The 14,062-nt window shown below is 71.5% G+C and carries 12 protein-coding genes; 6 read left to right on the top strand and 6 right to left on the bottom strand.

The features are described from left to right. Window positions 1–54: 54 nt before the first annotated feature. The 3 genes from ACZ4IF_RS31185 to ACZ4IF_RS31175 all read right to left on the bottom strand — a co-directional run bounded on the left by ACZ4IF_RS31185 (window position 55) and on the right by ACZ4IF_RS31175 (window position 2,101). Window positions 55–528 carry a DUF5994 family protein gene (locus ACZ4IF_RS31185; RefSeq protein WP_365831755.1) on the bottom strand — a complete coding sequence of 158 codons (474 nt, stop codon included), beginning with the start codon at window positions 526–528 and terminating at the stop codon, window positions 55–57. Between the two features lie 809 nt (window positions 529–1,337). Then, entirely contained in the window at window positions 1,338–1,751 is a 414-nt protein-coding gene (locus tag ACZ4IF_RS31180; protein WP_453276790.1) for a DUF5994 family protein, read from the bottom strand. Continuing rightward, the gene (locus tag ACZ4IF_RS31175; RefSeq protein ID WP_467568753.1) at window positions 1,748–2,101 is read right to left on the bottom strand and encodes a hypothetical protein; all 354 of its coding nucleotides are present in this window, start codon (window positions 2,099–2,101) and stop codon (window positions 1,748–1,750) included. Before ACZ4IF_RS31175 ends, ACZ4IF_RS31180 begins: the two co-directional genes overlap by 4 nt. A gap of 421 nt (window positions 2,102–2,522) precedes the next feature. Between ACZ4IF_RS31175 and ACZ4IF_RS31170 the strand changes: the two genes are divergently transcribed. From ACZ4IF_RS31170 to ACZ4IF_RS31160, 3 genes are all read left to right on the top strand, one after another. Further along, complete coding sequence (locus tag ACZ4IF_RS31170; RefSeq protein WP_467568750.1) at window positions 2,523–3,497, top strand: STAS domain-containing protein; 975 nt, start codon at window positions 2,523–2,525, stop codon at window positions 3,495–3,497. A gap of 298 nt (window positions 3,498–3,795) precedes the next feature. Beyond that, window positions 3,796–4,248, top strand: a complete 453-nt coding sequence (locus ACZ4IF_RS31165) for a DUF5994 family protein (RefSeq protein ID WP_467568747.1) — start codon at window positions 3,796–3,798, stop codon at window positions 4,246–4,248. A 143-nt stretch (window positions 4,249–4,391) separates the two neighbouring features. Next, window positions 4,392–5,585, top strand: coding sequence for a PP2C family protein-serine/threonine phosphatase (locus ACZ4IF_RS31160; protein ID WP_467568744.1), 1,194 nt, complete (start codon window positions 4,392–4,394; stop codon window positions 5,583–5,585). Window positions 5,586–5,641: 56 nt separating this feature from the next. Here ACZ4IF_RS31160 and ACZ4IF_RS31155 read toward each other — a convergent pair whose 3' ends face one another. From ACZ4IF_RS31155 to ACZ4IF_RS31145, 3 genes are all read right to left on the bottom strand, one after another. Beyond that, complete coding sequence (locus tag ACZ4IF_RS31155; RefSeq protein ID WP_365831745.1) at window positions 5,642–6,124, bottom strand: DUF5994 family protein; 483 nt, start codon at window positions 6,122–6,124, stop codon at window positions 5,642–5,644. Between the two features lie 348 nt (window positions 6,125–6,472). Continuing rightward, window positions 6,473–7,171: an SDR family oxidoreductase gene (locus ACZ4IF_RS31150; RefSeq protein ID WP_467568741.1), complete on the bottom strand. Its 699-nt coding sequence runs from the start codon at window positions 7,169–7,171 to the stop codon at window positions 6,473–6,475. 118 nt (window positions 7,172–7,289) lie between these two features. Continuing rightward, entirely contained in the window at window positions 7,290–8,801 is a 1,512-nt protein-coding gene (locus tag ACZ4IF_RS31145) for an APC family permease (RefSeq protein ID WP_467568738.1), read from the bottom strand. Between the two features lie 362 nt (window positions 8,802–9,163). Here ACZ4IF_RS31145 and ACZ4IF_RS31140 point away from each other — a divergent pair, with 362 nt between their 5' ends. From ACZ4IF_RS31140 to ACZ4IF_RS31130, 3 genes are all read left to right on the top strand, one after another. Beyond that, on the top strand, window positions 9,164–9,460 hold the full coding sequence (locus ACZ4IF_RS31140) for a hypothetical protein (RefSeq protein ID WP_467568736.1): 297 nt from the start codon (window positions 9,164–9,166) through the stop codon (window positions 9,458–9,460). 189 nt (window positions 9,461–9,649) lie between these two features. Then, a complete protein-coding gene (locus ACZ4IF_RS31135) occupies window positions 9,650–10,507 on the top strand; it encodes a glycosyltransferase family 2 protein (RefSeq protein ID WP_467568733.1) in 858 nt (285 codons plus the stop codon). Window positions 10,508–11,004: 497 nt separating this feature from the next. Further along, window positions 11,005–14,046, top strand: coding sequence for an AfsR/SARP family transcriptional regulator (locus ACZ4IF_RS31130; RefSeq protein WP_467568975.1), 3,042 nt, complete (start codon window positions 11,005–11,007; stop codon window positions 14,044–14,046). The last annotated feature ends 16 nt before the right edge of the window (window positions 14,047–14,062 follow it).

The raw sequence follows: 14,062 nt of genomic DNA, 5'->3' as shown, positions 1-14,062 counted from the left end.
GGTCCGCCGGGGCACCCGTCCGGGAGACAGGACGGCCTGACGGCCGCTTCCCGATCACAGTGGATCATCAGCGGATGTGGCTTCGGGCCGAGCCGCCGCGATCGCCAGCAGTTCGGTGGCGGTGCGGCTGCCGTCGACCGGAACGGGCGTGTTCATCAGCCAGTCGGCGGTGTCGGCCGCCGTCGTGGGCGGAATGACGAGCAGGGTGCGGAACCCGTCGCGATAGGAGCAGAGCAAGATCACGTTCTGCTCCTGGCCGGACACGGACCACCCGGCCGTCACATAACCCTTGCCGACCGCGACCTGGTGCGGGATACCGGGCCACAGCTGGATCCCCAGAACGACCCTGGTGATGGTGCCCACCCCGTCCATCGCTTCCACGAGAAGGGGCAGCTCTTCGACGAGATCGTGAGAGTAGGGCCACCATGCTCCGTCGAGTCCGCCCGGGACGGCTTCGTACGGTGCCAGCGAAAGCCGCACCGGCAGCGGTGAGGAAGGACGCGCGGAATGATCGGCAGTCGGTTCCATGATGTGAACCTGCCCCCGGGTACGGTCTGACCGGCCCGGCATTGTTGCTCACCGAGAACGGCACCGGCATGGCCGCCGACGCACGCAATGCCCTCGGTGTCCACAAGACTACTCCCGGCGAACTCACCGAAATCGCGCACGCATGGGCCCGCGGGCGCTGGAATGCCCCTGGCCAGGGCCTGTGAGCGCCTGACCAGGGACATACAGACGCCTGTCTCCCCAAGAAGGCCCTGCCGCCCCGGAGCATGCTCAGAGGCGTCCAACGGGTCGGGTGCTGCTGAGAGCGTCCCAAGCTCCTGCGGAGCACCGCTGGGGTCTTCGTCATGGATACGCCTTCGTCCACCTCGCAGAGAGGGTCGACCGGGCACACCCCGACCCTGACCGGCCTGTTGCGCTGTCCCCTTGTCGGGGGCGGGCAGCCCCCAGAGGAACGGGAGGCGAAGAGCAGCGCGATCTCGCCAGAGCCCAACCCATGAGGCCCGCACACCAACCGTTCCGGGAAACCTCAGCCCCGCAAGTGACATCAAAACTCGCTGACAATGATCACAGAGATCTCGCCACAGCGACTACCGAAGTCACCGTGAAACGACTCCCACGGAAACTGACACAACCAGACTCCCGAGCCCGGTCCGCGAGGTTCGGATCCGTATCGTGCTGCACTGTTGAAGGCCACCGCCGGGCAGCTGAGTAGGGAGCTGCCTCGGAAGCAACCGCTCCCCCGTGGCCATTCGAGGTCCCCGACGCTCTGACTGCCGTCGACGTGAGCGGCTGCTCGGGCACAGGGTGGCGGATGTTCCGCGGGTTCGAGGTCAGGCAGTGTGCCCCACGGGCGGGTCTTCTGCCGTGGCCGCCGCCATGAGCCGCTCGGCTTCCGCGTCGGTGGCGGCGGGTGGCACCACGAACAGGTCCCAGCGGCCGTAGCCGGGGGCGAGCAGACAGACGGTGTGCTCGGCTCGCGGCGAGCCTGTCCGGCGCAGGTGTACAACCTGGTCTTCGACGAGCATCCCGCCCTGGGGGAACGACCACATCGCTCCGTTCACGAGGACGCTGCTGATCCGTCCCCAGTGGTGCGGCAGCCCGGCGAGCAGTCCGGGGAGCTCGCCGGTCAAGTCGTACGATCTCGGCCACCAGGCTCCGTCGATTCGCCGGGCCGAGCCGCCCTGGCGGGACGCCCCCAGCCGCAGTCGGGCTGAGGGCGGGCGGAGTGGCGAGGCGGTTGTCATGCGGGCTCCTGGGCTGGGGACCGTGGGAAACCCGCCGAGATCGGTGGCTCGGAGGGCGCCGGTTTGTCCGGCGAGGACACGCGTCGCGCGGTCTCGGCCGGATGCGTCCGGTAGACGGGCGGCCTGCTGGCCTCCAGCCAGGAGCGGAGTGGGCCGACGCCCCGCGCGGGGTCGAGCGTGAGGTGCAGACGCGTCCCTCTCCCCGAAGGGAAGGCCGGATAACTGCGCTGCTCGCCCCCGGCGAACAGCACCCGGAGTGCGTCCGCGACGTGCCGGGCCGCCTCGGGGTCCATGGAGACGATGCGGACCTCGACCATGCCTTCGGCGGGAGCGTCGTCCGGCGCGTCCACAGTCAGAAGTGGGTACGGGTGGTGAAGGGGTTCGGGGGTCATAGGGCGGAACCTGCCCCGGGCCGTGAGAACGGCTCGTATCGTGTCGCGCGGCCCTCGCGGTGCCGCGCGCCGAGGACGAGACCAGTCCTGTCACCGGTGTACGAAGTACCCTCGACACCCCCACGGTACTCCTGACCCTCGTGGCAGCCGCTTCCGTCTGCGTGGGACGTACGGTGGAGGTACCGAGGGCATCGCGTACTCCGGCCGCCGCGCCGGGTCGCCCTCGGCGAGAGATGGACCCCGGGCCGCCCCAAGGGCCGGCGCGGAGACGGGTCGGCATCATGTTCGCCGCGGTCGAAGCAGGTCCGCGCAAGTTCGTCATGGCTGCGCCCATACCGTGTGCCCGTACCGGCCCGCGCCCCTGCCGAGGGGAGGCGTGATGGTCCTTTCCCGGCTGGACATCCACCGGCGGAACCGAGGGGAGGGGGCGCTCATCACGCTCGCTGGTGAGATCGGACCGGCGACGGCGCCGCTGCTGCGGGCCGCACTGGAGCAGTGTCTGCGCGACGGCGTCACCGTCGTCGATGTCGACCTGACCACCGTCGGCTCCTGCGATGCCCGGGGTCTGGACGTCTTCCTGTCGGCGTCACGGCGTGCCGGCCGGGTGCACGCCTCGCTTCAGCTGCACCACCCGTGCGCACAGATCACCCGGCTCCTCGCCGTCACCGGATCCACCCCCCTGCTCCTCGCGGCCCCCACGGATCCCGTGCCGCCCGCCCTGGAAACGGCCTCCTCGGGCCTGTCTGCCGGCGGGGCGCTGGCGCCTGAGGACCTCGCTCGTGTGCCGGTCCTCAAGGACGGGATCCGCCTGCGCCGGCTGACCCGTTGGCAGACCGAAGGGATGGGGGAGGACATCGCGGACCTCGCCATGGCATCCGTCGCGGGCACCCCCTGTGAGTCGTTCCACGACCGGAGAGATTTCCTGCGCCGCCTTGCCGTCAGTGCCCGGCGCCCCGGCTTCGCGCTGCTGGTCGCCGAGACGACGGTGCTGGTTGGTTGTGCTTATGGCTTTCCGGTGGGCCCAGGCGGCTCCGGTCGGCGAGGGTTCGACCGAATGCTGCAGGAGAGCATCCAACGGCTCACTGCCTGTGCGCGGTTTGTCGTCCTCACGCAGGTCGTGGCCCATCCGCATGTTCAGCACCGCGACATTGCCCGCCGCCTGCAACAGCGTCTGCTCACCGACCGGCATTCCGCCCTGGGAGTCACCCTGCTGCATCCGGCCGACCAGGGCGGACATGCTGCCTTGGAGTCCTGGGGTTGGCAGAACATGGGAGAGATCGTCGGGCTGCCCGGCCCGGTCGCTCCCTGCGTGCTGATCCTGCCCCTCGTAGGGCCGCCCCCACCAGGCCGATGATCGAGACGTCTGCAGCGGGCGGGCATCCCTTGCGTAGACGGCAGACGGCAGACGGCAGACGGCAGACGACTCTGAGGTCCAGGCCGGTGCAGCCGCCGGTTCGGCACCTCGCGCCGCCCGCCACGGCCGGGAGTACGCTGACCTTACCGAGAGCTTTCGGGCGCACGACCACGGCGACGCCGTTCCCGTCGGGTGCCAGACGCGGGCAGCCGCGAGCAGCCCGGAACGGGATCGCACGATGGACGCCATCACAAAGCCCGCCGACGGTACGTCGCCAGACGACGCCCAGACTTACCAGATGCCCTTGCCCCGGCTGCGCCTCACGCCGGACATCAGCCACGGCCCGCTGGACGGTGCGTGGTGGCCGCGCTGCGACGCGCTGGAACTGGAGTTGCCCGCACTGGTCGGCTCCTTGGACCCGGGTGCCGGCACCGTCACCCGCGTCACCGTGGACACCGCGTCCTGGCCCGATGCCCCGCAGACGGTGATGGCGCCCGAACACGTGATCGAGGTGGTCCGGACCGGGTCGGCCGCCGAGGCGCATGCCATCACTCTGGACTGCGGCACGGTTGGGCGCTGGGAGTTGCTGGTGATCCCGCCCGACGAGCCCGCCGGAGCGGCCACACGGCTGCTCACCGCTGCCGCCGACCCCGACAACCAGCTGTCGGCCCCGCACATGCTGGCACTCGCCGAGGCCGTCCTTGACGAAGAAGCCACTTGGGAGTCGGAAGGAGGACACGGACTCAGGTGAGGGCCCGACGCCTGTCGGGCCGAGGTGATCGGCCGGCCGGTCCGGTCGTCCACGACCCGCGGTGGTGGAGCGATGACACTGGCAGTCCCTTGGCCGTCCCACCCCGCCGCACGCGATACTCGCGGATCACGGCGGGTGAGCGGATGAGGTCCGGACGGCGCGCGGACCGCTCCGAGAGCTTCGGGGAAGCGCTGCTGGGAGCGGTTCTCGATCGCGCCCACGAGCTTCCTCCCCATCTCATCGGGCCGCTGGTCGCCGACGTGGTGAAGCTGTTGCGGGGCCGCCGTCCGCAGGTACTGCTGCAGGACTATGGCCAGCTGCTGCTCGTACCCCTGTCCGGCGAGGGCCTCACGGACGGCGAACCGCAGGTGATCGACGACTCCGAGGCGGGCCGCTGCTTCCTCGACGCGGTCCCCGTCGAGCTCGCCGAGGACGACGGCGTACGGGTCCATCTGCCGCTGCTGGACGGCGGCGACCAGGTGGGGGTCATGGCGGTGACGCTGGACAGCGTCGATGACGACGACCGCCGCCTGCTGCAAAGGATCTCCGGTCTGGTGGCCGACCTGCTGGTGACCAAGCACGGCTACTCCGACCTGTTCTTCCGTGTCCGACGCGGTGAAGCGATGAGCGTCGCCGCCGAGATCCAGTGGTCCCTGCTGCCACCGCTGGCGATGATCATGCCTCGGGTCGCCGTGGCCGGAATCCTGGAACCCGCCTATGGCGTGGCCGGTGACAGCTTCGACTACGCCCTCAACGGGGACATCCTCCACGTGGTCATGATCGACGCGATGGGGCACGGCCTGGACGCGGCCACGATGGCCACCGTGGCCATCGGCGCCTACCGCCACGCCCGCCGCGCCGACATCGGGCTGTCGGAGATCTACGACTTCATGGACCGCGCCGTGGCGCAGCAGTTCGGCCCCGAGCACTTCGTCACCGCGCAGATGATGCAGCTGGACACGACGACAGGACAGCTCCAGTGGGTCAACGCAGGGCACCCACCGCCAATCCTCGTCCGCCACCACCGCGTCGCACGACGCCTCACCGCCCCGACAACCCTCCCTGTCGGACTGGGCGGTTCCGAGCCACGGATCAGCGAGCTGAAGCTGGAACGCGGGGACCGCGTCCTCTGCTTCTCTGATGGACTGGTCGAGGAGCACCACACCGGTGGCGAGGAGTTCGGGGAGGACCAGCTGATCGACTGTGTGAACCAGCTGGAGAGAACCGGCCGCGGGATCCGGGCGGTCACGCGCTCCCTGTCCCACACACTCAAGCGGGCGCGAGGCGGCCACACCACGGACGACGCGACGCTGCTCATGGTCGAGTGGCGCGGCTGACCTCATCGCTGCCGTCCGCCGTTTCCTCCGTCGGCCTCGGCTGAGGGGACGGCCTGTCAGTCCGACGGCGCCTGCCCGCTTCCGGTGTCGATGAGGATCTGTTCCCCCCGGGTGATGTTGTCGGCGCGGACGGCCTGGGCCATCGCGGCGTGCGCGGCCTCTGGTGTCGCGTGCGGCGGAACCACCAACAGCGAGAACACGTCCTGATCGCCCCGTGTGATCAGGACGGTGTCGTCACCCACTGGGAAGGAATCGATGTGCACCACCCGGTCGTCGACGACGATCCGCGTCGGGAGCCCTTCCCAGGCCGCGGTGTCCAGCCCGACGCGGGTCACGGGGCCGAGATGCACGGTGAGGGCGCTCAGCAGCGCGGGCAGCTCGGCACCGATGTCGCGCGACCGCGGCCACCACGCACCATCCAGGACGCCTTCACGCGACTCCGTCGTCTCCAGCCGGAGCAGCGCGTATCCCGGCCGGACGGCCTCGTGAACGCCACTGGGCAGATGCCGGGAAACAGGGGGTGGATCGGAGCCGGTCATGGGGGACCACCCGTCTTCGGGAACCGGTGGGAACACGGGATTCGCCTTGCCCACGCTACTCCCCGTGCCGCTGGTGGCCGCTGCCACCGGGGCCCGCGTGAGCGATGCGTGAGCGGACCCTGCGGCACCGGCCGTCACGGGTAAGACCATTCAACACTCAGCACCTGCCCTGACCAGGCCGTTCCGGACACCGAAGGAGAGCCTGGAACCACCCAGCACACCCCCATCAGCCCTCGTAATGCGTAGGTCTCGGGTTCGAATCCCGAAGGCGGCTCTTTTCAAGCCCGGCTCGGACAGTGTCCGAGCCGGGCTTCTTCGTTCGGGGACGCGACCGTGGCGGACGGGGCGTCAGCGGTTGGCGTACAGCGTGTCCAGCTCGCCGGAGAGTGCGGCGCGTACCTGTCGGGTGACCTCGTCGACCAGCACTTCGGGTTCGTCGGCGAGCAGTGCGGCCATCGTCTGCTCCGCCACGTCGCTCGCACGGATCTTCGGGGCGTCGATGGAGGACGCCAAGTCGGTGTCCACATAGCCGGCGTGCACGCCGATCACGAGCGTGCCCTGCTCGCGCAGTGCCAGGCGGAAGGCGTTCGTCAGCGACCACTGGGCGGACTTGGAGGCCGCGTAACTCGGCAGCCGTCTGTTGGCCACCCACGACGCCACGGAGAGCATGTTGACCAGTGCCCCTCCGCCGTGGGCGGCAAGAACGGGCGCGAAGGCCCGGGAGACGGCCCAGGTACCGAGGTAGTTGACCTCCATCTCGCGCCTGGCGCCGTCGAGCGAGCCCTCCAGGAGGGACGGGCCGGCGGCGATCCCGGCGTTGTTGATGACGATGCTGACGTCGTCGGCCTCACGTGCGGCCGCGGCGACCTGCTCCTCGTCGGTGACGTCCAGCCGCAGCGGGGTGAGCGCGGGGTCCTGGACGGTCTCCGGATCGCGGACACCGGCGTACACCTTGGTGGCGCCGTGTGCGAGAAGCGCCCGGGCGAAGGCGGACCCGATGCCGCGGTTGGCTCCTGTGACAAGCGCTGCCGAACCCTTGATCTCCATGATCACCCTCCCTGCGCGGGTGGAGGACTCCGTCCTTACGACGCTAGACCCGGGACGGCGACGTCTCCACTCGCGGGCCTGCCGTGCCCGTGCCGTCCGGTTCGGGCGGACCCGCAGCTCAGCCCGATGTGTCCGGGTCGGCGGCGGAGACCGGCAGGGTCTCCCCGCGGAAGAAGCCGGGGCGGATCCTCCGGTACACGAGCATCAGGACGGCGCCGAGCAGGAGCGCGCCGATGCCGGTGACGAAGACCCCGCCGAGCCGCCAGTGCGGCGGGAACGGGAAGGTCCAGTAGGTGCTGCCGTAGTCGGCCGCGGAGTACACCACGCAGGCGTCGACGAAGAAGTAGAGCAGCAGGACGCCGCCCAGTCCGGGCATGATCCCCTTCGTCCACAGGTCACGGGGGCTGCGGCGGATGACCCTGCGGTGGTACCAGACGCAGGCGAATCCGGTCAGCCCGTAGTAGAAGGCGATCATCAGGCCGACCGAGCCGATGGAGTCGGCGAGGACGTTCTTGCTCACCCGGGTCAGCAGGACGTAGAAGGCGATGGAGGCCAGGCCCATGCCGACCGTGGACCAGGTCGGGGTGAGGAAGCGCGGGTGGATGCGGGCGAAGCGGTCCGGGACGGCCTTGTGCACGGCCATGGAGAGCGTGGTGCGCGCGCTCGGCAGGATCGTGGTCTGGGTGGAGGCCGCGGCCGACGTGAGCACCATGAGGATCAGCAGCCTGGTGGCGGTCTCGCCCCAGGCGCCGGAACCGAAGACCTCGGCGCCCAGGCTGGACAGGACGTCATCGGCGTGTGCGGGGTTGGCCAGGCCGATGCCCGTGTCGCCGGTCCCGGCGAAGGCCAGCGCGAACGTCGTGACCATGAGGTAGACCAGCAGCAGGATGACGGTGGAGAGGACGGCGGCGCGGCCCGGGGTGCGGTCGCGGTCGACGGTCTCCTCGTTGACGGACACCGCGGTGTCCCAGCCCCAGTAGATGAAGACGCCGGCGAGCACGCTGGTGGTCAGGGCGTCGACCGACTCGATCCGTGCGGGGTCGAACCACGACCAGGAGACCTCCGACGCGACACTCGGCGCGGTCCCCCCGTACACCTTGACCAGGGCGGTGACGGCGAGCAGCAGGAGCACCACGACCTCGACCGTCAGGAGCAGTTTCTGGAAGTCGGCCGAGACCTCGATGCCGATGTAGCAGATCAGTGTCATCACGGCGATCCACGCGACGCCGACCACCGTGACCCAGAAGGTGTTCTCCGCCAGTCCCTGGGCCCCCACCAGCTGGAAGCCGTACGAGCCGGCGATCTGCGCCAGATTGGCCATCACGATGATGTCGGCCGCGACGATGCCCCAGCCGCCCAGCCAGCCGGTACGGGGGCCGAAGGCCCGGGAGACCCAGGCGAACGTGGTGCCGCAGTCGGGGTGCGCGCGGTTCAGCTCCTTGTAGCCGTAGGCGATCAGGAACATCGGAACGAACGCGAGGACGATCACGATCGGCGACCGGTAGCCGACGACGGCGACGATGACGCCGAGGGTGGCCGCGAGGCTGTAGGCGGGGGCGGTCGAGGCCAGACCGATCACCGTGCTGGAGAAGAGGCCCAGTGCGCCGCCCTTGAGTCCCTTGTCCCTCACTTCCGCTCCGGGCGAGGGAGGCGCCACCGGCGGGACGGGAGGCAGGTTCATGGCGCCCTCCGGAGACTCGCCGGGCTCTCCCGTCCGGGGCAGGGCACCGGGCCGCTGCTCTGACCCCAGCATGAACCCGCTGATCACGGAGCGAAAGGCGAGCGAGAGGCGAGCGAGAGGCGAGCGAGAGGCACGCACCAGGCGGGAGCCGGGGCGGATGTCGGGCGGACGCCGGACGACGAGCGTCGGGCGTCCGTGCTCGGGGTGTGTGGCGGCGGACACACACATTTTCCCGCCGTCACACTTCCGTCCTCGCGCGCGTCAGGGAGGTGGCGCCACATCCGGTGGCCCGGTGAGAGGGAGATGACGAGATGACGGTCGTGATGGTGCGGTCCACGGTGAAGCCCGAGTTCGTGGACGCGCTGGAAGAGGCACGGCGGAAGATGTTCACCGCCATCGAACGGGAGCGGCCCGAGGGCGTGCGCTACACCTCGTTCCGGCTGCCCGACGGGGTCACCTACGTCGCGCAGCTGGAGCTCGCCGAGGGCGTCGACAACCCGCTGCCGTCGATCGCGGAGTTCCGCGAGTTCCAGGCGGGGCTGAACGACTGGCTGGCCGGTCCGCCGGTCGTGGAGCAGCTGGAGGTCAGGGGCGCGTACGCGGGCTGACCGATTCGTCCCTGCGGCCGGGGCGGGCGGCCGCGGGTGTGCGGGCGCGCATCCGGACGTACTCCGGGGCGTACGTGAGGGGTCATTCCGGTGAACGGCTAGCATCGCGGCACAGTTGTCGGCCGGGATGGGGTGGATGTCGTGTCACAGGCGGAGGAGGGGCCACGGATCGCCGTTGCCGTGGTGACCATGGGGAATCGGCCCGCCGAGGTCGACGCGCTGCTCACCTCGGTGGCCAAGCAGGACGTCGCGCCCGCCCGGATCGTGATCATCGGCAACGGCAGTCCGCTGCCCGAGTTCGCCGAGCGCCTCGGCCTGCCCGGTGAGGTGACGGCCATCGAGGTCGACGAGAACCTCGGGTGCCCCGGGGGCCGCAATGTCGGGCTCCAGCGGCTGGCGGAGTTCGGCGACGTCGACGTCGTCGTGGAGCTCGACGACGACGGGCTGCTGGTCGACGGGGACGTGCTGCGACGCGTCCGGGACCTGTACGCCGCCGACCCGCGGCTCGGCATCGTCGGATTCCGCATCGCCGACGAGAACGGGGAGACGCAGCGCAGGCACGTGCCCCGCGTCGGAGCCAAGGACCCGATGCGGGGTGGCCCCGTGACCGGGTTCCTCGGCGGCGGGCACGCCCTGTCCATGCCGATGCTCGCCGAGATCGGTGACTGGCCCGCCGAGTTCTTCTTCGCGCACGAGGAGACCGACATGGCCTGGCGTGCCATCGACGCCGGGTGGACCGTGCTCTACGAACCCGCGCTGCTGCTCCAGCACCCCAAGACCTCGCCCGCCCGGCACGCCATCTACTACCGGGTGACCGCGCGCAACCGCGTGTGGCTCACCCGGCGCCGGCTTCCCCTGCCGCTGATCCCCGTGCACCTGGGTGTCTGGATGCTGCTCACCCTCGCGCGGACGCGGTCGATCGGCGGTCTGCGGGCCTGGTTCGGCGGGTTCGCGGAGGGATTGCGGCAGCCCGGCGGGGAACGGCGGCCGATGCGGTGGCGGACGGTGTGGCGGCTCACCCGGCTCGGCCGGCCACCGGTGATCTGACACCGGGATCTTCCCGGGCGTACGCCGCGCCTGGCGTTCCTCGTGCACCGTCAGGCGCGTGGCCTGGGCGACGTCACTGACGGGAGTCCGTACGACGTCACCGACGTACCTCGTACGACGTCCCTGACGCGTTCCCGGTAGGACGTTCCTGAGATGTCCCGCACAGCAGCGCTGTCGTGTGCGTCACGTCGTGCGGGAGGGAAGGGGCGGGAGACAGACGGAGGCCCCGGTCGTTCACCTCCGCCGACCGGGGCCTCGCGCGTCCCCGGATCCGGCCACGGCGGCGACACTCCCCCGAGTTACGCGTCATACGCGCGCACCGTCGGGCCAGATCCGATGTTGTGATCACATCAGGCCACGCCAACGGATCGCTAACATGTGGCCAACGGTTCCACGGGGAGCCATGAGTTCGGTCGGCGGGAAGTCGCCGTAGGAAGGCGCGAAGTCGCCCCGGGGCGCGGCCGGAGAGGCCGGGCGGGAAGGCAGTGGGCGGCGTGATCCGGAACGGGCTGCGGTTCGGGCTGCTGGGGCCGCCGGTCCTCTACGGCGCCGACGGCGAGGTCCGGTCGGTGGGCAGCGGCAAGACGCGTGCGCTGCTCGTCGCGCTGCTCCTGGAGCCGGGTCGGGTCGTCTCCGTCGACGCGCTCAAGGACGCGCTGTGGGGTGGAGCGCCGCCCGCTTCCGCGCAGGCCTCGCTCCACAACCACGTGACCCGGCTGCGGCGACTGCTCGACGACCCGGAGCGGCTGCGTGCGGTCTCGCCCGGCTACGTACTGCGGGTCGGCGAGGGTGAGTTGGACGTCCGCGTCTTCGAGCACCACGCCACGGCCGCACGCGCCGCGCACGCCGAGCGCGACTGGGGGCGGGCGCTGGGCGAGTCCACGGCGGCGCTGGCGCTGTGGCGCGGCGCCCCGCTGAGCGGTCTGCCGCCCGAGACCGGCGGGCACGCGTTCGGCCAGCGCCTGGAGGAGACCCGGCTGCTGGTCCTGGAGTGGCGGTACGAGGCCGAGCTGCGCCTCGCGCCGACGCCGGACCGACTCGACCGGCTGGCCCCCGAGTTGGCCGCGCTCACCACCGGGCACCCGCTGCGTGAGGCCTTCCACCGGCTGCTGATGCTCGTGCTGCACCGCACCGGCCGGCAGGCCGAGGCGCTCGCCGTCCACCGGGACCTGCGGGCCCGTCTGGTCGAGGAACTCGGCGTCGAGCCGGGCCCCGCCGTGCGCGAGGCGCATCTGGAGGTCCTCCGGGAGCAGGGGGCGGGGATCGCGCCGGGGACCGCCGAGCACCAGCCGCCGCCGGCCGTCACCGTGCCGCCGCAACCGGCCCAACTGCCACCCCCACCGGCCCACTTCACCGGCCGGGAGGACACCCGGGAGGCAGTGCGGCTGACCCTGGACCCGGAACGGCGGGCCGTGGGCGGCGACGGCACCGTCCCCGGCGGCGGGCCCGCGGTCGCGTCGGACGATATGCCCGCCGTCGCGGTGATCAGCGGCATGGCGGGCGTCGGCAAGAGCGCGCTCGCGCTGCATGTGGCCCACGGGCTGAGGGAACGTTTCCCTGACGGTCAGCTGTACGTCAATCTGCACGGCGCCACCCCCGGCATGACCCCGCTCACCCCGGGTCAGGCGCTGGCCGCGCTGCTCCGCGACGTCGGGGCCGAACCGCGCCACCTCCCCGAACACCCTGACGCGGCAGCCGCGTTGCTCCGCTCCACGCTGGCGCCCACGCGCACCCTGATGGTCCTCGACGACGCCGCGAACGCCGCCCAGGTGCGGCCGCTGCTTCCGGCCGGCGCGGGCTGCGCGGTGATCGTGACGAGCCGTTCGCCGCTCACCGCCCTGGACGGCGCGCACCGCTTCCCGCTCGCGCCCCTGTCCGACGAGGACAGCGCGGCGCTGCTCCGCGCGGTCTCCGGCCGCCGCGACGGGCTGAGCGGGGCACACCCTCTCGTCGAACTCACCGGTCGGCTGCCGCTCGCCCTCCGCGTCGTCGCCGCCCGCCTCGCCGCCCGCCGCGCCCTCACCCCGGACGCACTCGCCGGGCAACTCACCGCCACCGAGGGGCGGTTGCACCACCTGGAGTACGACGACCTGAGTGTGCGCCGCTCGCTGGCCGTCGCGCACGACGCGCTGCGCGCCTCGGAGCGTGAGGCGGACCGGGACGCGGCCCGCGCCCTGTGCCGCATCGGCGCGCTCGACCTGCCGGCCTACGGCGCACCCCTGCTCGCCCGGCTGTGCGGGATCGACGAGCGCCGTGCCGACGCGGCCCTCGACCGGCTCGTGGACGTCGCCCTCCTGGAGGAGACGGCCTACGGCCGCTACGCCCCGCACGACCTCGTACGGGACTTCGCGCGCGAGATCGCGGGCGCGACGGACCGGGCGGGGGCGCCGGATGTCGGGGAATCGTGCGCGCCGGGCCCGGACGCCGTCGCGGACCGCGCGCTGCGCTGGTACGCCGCGGTCGCCGCCCGCTCCCTGGAGGCGATCGTCGAACCCGGCCTCGAACGCGAGGACCGCAGTCGGCCGACCGGCTCACAGCCCGCCGGGCACGCCGAGGACGTCGCCGACACCCCCAAGTTCCCCTCGTCCGAGGAGGCGTTCGCCTGGGGCGACCTGGAACTGGAGAACGTGGTGGCGCTGGTGGGCCGGTACGCGCCGTCCTCCCGGTACGTCCCGCTGCTGGTGCGCCTGATCAACCCGTACGTCCAGCGCAGCGGCCGTGTGGTCGAGCTGGAGGTGCTCCAGCGTGCCGCCCTCGGGGCCGCGCGCCGGCTCGGGGACGCGGCGGCCGAGGCGTACGCGCTCGGGGACCTCGCCGGCATGCACTTCATGACGGGGCGCGCGGGCGAGGCCCTCGTGCTGAACGACCGGGCGCTCGCCATCTGGCGCCGGCTCGGCGTCCTGTCGTGGGTGCGGCGTGGCCTGAACAACCGCGGCATGCTCCTCGAAGGGCTCGGCCGGCACGCCGAGTCCAGCGAGGCACTCCTGCAGAGCCTCGAACTCTCCAGGAGGCTCGGCGACCCGTACACGGAGGCCGTGACCTACAGCCACCTCGGCAACCTGTACGAGCACACGGACCCCCGGGCCGCCATCGAGCACCACAAGCGCAGCCTGGCGATCGGTGACACGATCCAGGACGTCATCCTGCGGCACTCCGCGCACTGCAACATCGGCTACGCCCACCTCGCCCTCGGTGAACCGGCCGCCGCTCTGCCGCACTTCGAGGAGAGCCTGCGCATCCTCGGTGGTCACGGCGACTGGCACGGCGAGTCGCAGACCCGGCTCGGGCTGGTGCGTGCGCTGCGCGGGGTGGGCGACAGGGAGCGGGCGGCTGAGGAGTGCGACCTGCTGCTGTGCCGCGCGGACCGCCGCGCCGACCGGTACACCGGAGGGCTGGCCAGGCATCAGCGGGGACTGCTGCTGCGGGACCGCGGCCTGGCCGAAGCGGCGTACGAGCAGTGGGAGCTGGCACTCGCGGCGCTGGCGGAGACGGACAGCCCGGTGGTCGGGCAGCTCGGGGAGCTGCTCGCCGGGAGGTGACCGGGCCGGACCGCCC

The organism is Streptomyces sp. NPDC025784 (assembly GCF_055558435.1).
This window is presented reverse-complemented; position numbering and strand designations above follow the sequence as displayed.

Coding starts and splice junctions, on each gene's coding strand:
- ACZ4IF_RS31185 (WP_365831755.1), bottom strand. CDS start 528: ATGGAACCGACTGCCGATCATTCCGCGCGTCCTTCCTCACCGCTGCCG.
- ACZ4IF_RS31180 (WP_453276790.1), bottom strand. CDS start 1,751: ATGACAACCGCCTCGCCACTCCGCCCGCCCTCAGCCCGACTGCGGCTG.
- ACZ4IF_RS31170 (WP_467568750.1), top strand. CDS start 2,523: ATGGTCCTTTCCCGGCTGGACATCCACCGGCGGAACCGAGGGGAGGGG.
- ACZ4IF_RS31165 (WP_467568747.1), top strand. CDS start 3,796: ATGCCCTTGCCCCGGCTGCGCCTCACGCCGGACATCAGCCACGGCCCG.
- ACZ4IF_RS31160 (WP_467568744.1), top strand. CDS start 4,392: ATGAGGTCCGGACGGCGCGCGGACCGCTCCGAGAGCTTCGGGGAAGCG.
- ACZ4IF_RS31155 (WP_365831745.1), bottom strand. CDS start 6,124: ATGACCGGCTCCGATCCACCCCCTGTTTCCCGGCATCTGCCCAGTGGC.
- ACZ4IF_RS31150 (WP_467568741.1), bottom strand. CDS start 7,171: ATGGAGATCAAGGGTTCGGCAGCGCTTGTCACAGGAGCCAACCGCGGC.
- ACZ4IF_RS31140 (WP_467568736.1), top strand. CDS start 9,164: ATGACGGTCGTGATGGTGCGGTCCACGGTGAAGCCCGAGTTCGTGGAC.
- ACZ4IF_RS31135 (WP_467568733.1), top strand. CDS start 9,650: ATGGGGAATCGGCCCGCCGAGGTCGACGCGCTGCTCACCTCGGTGGCC.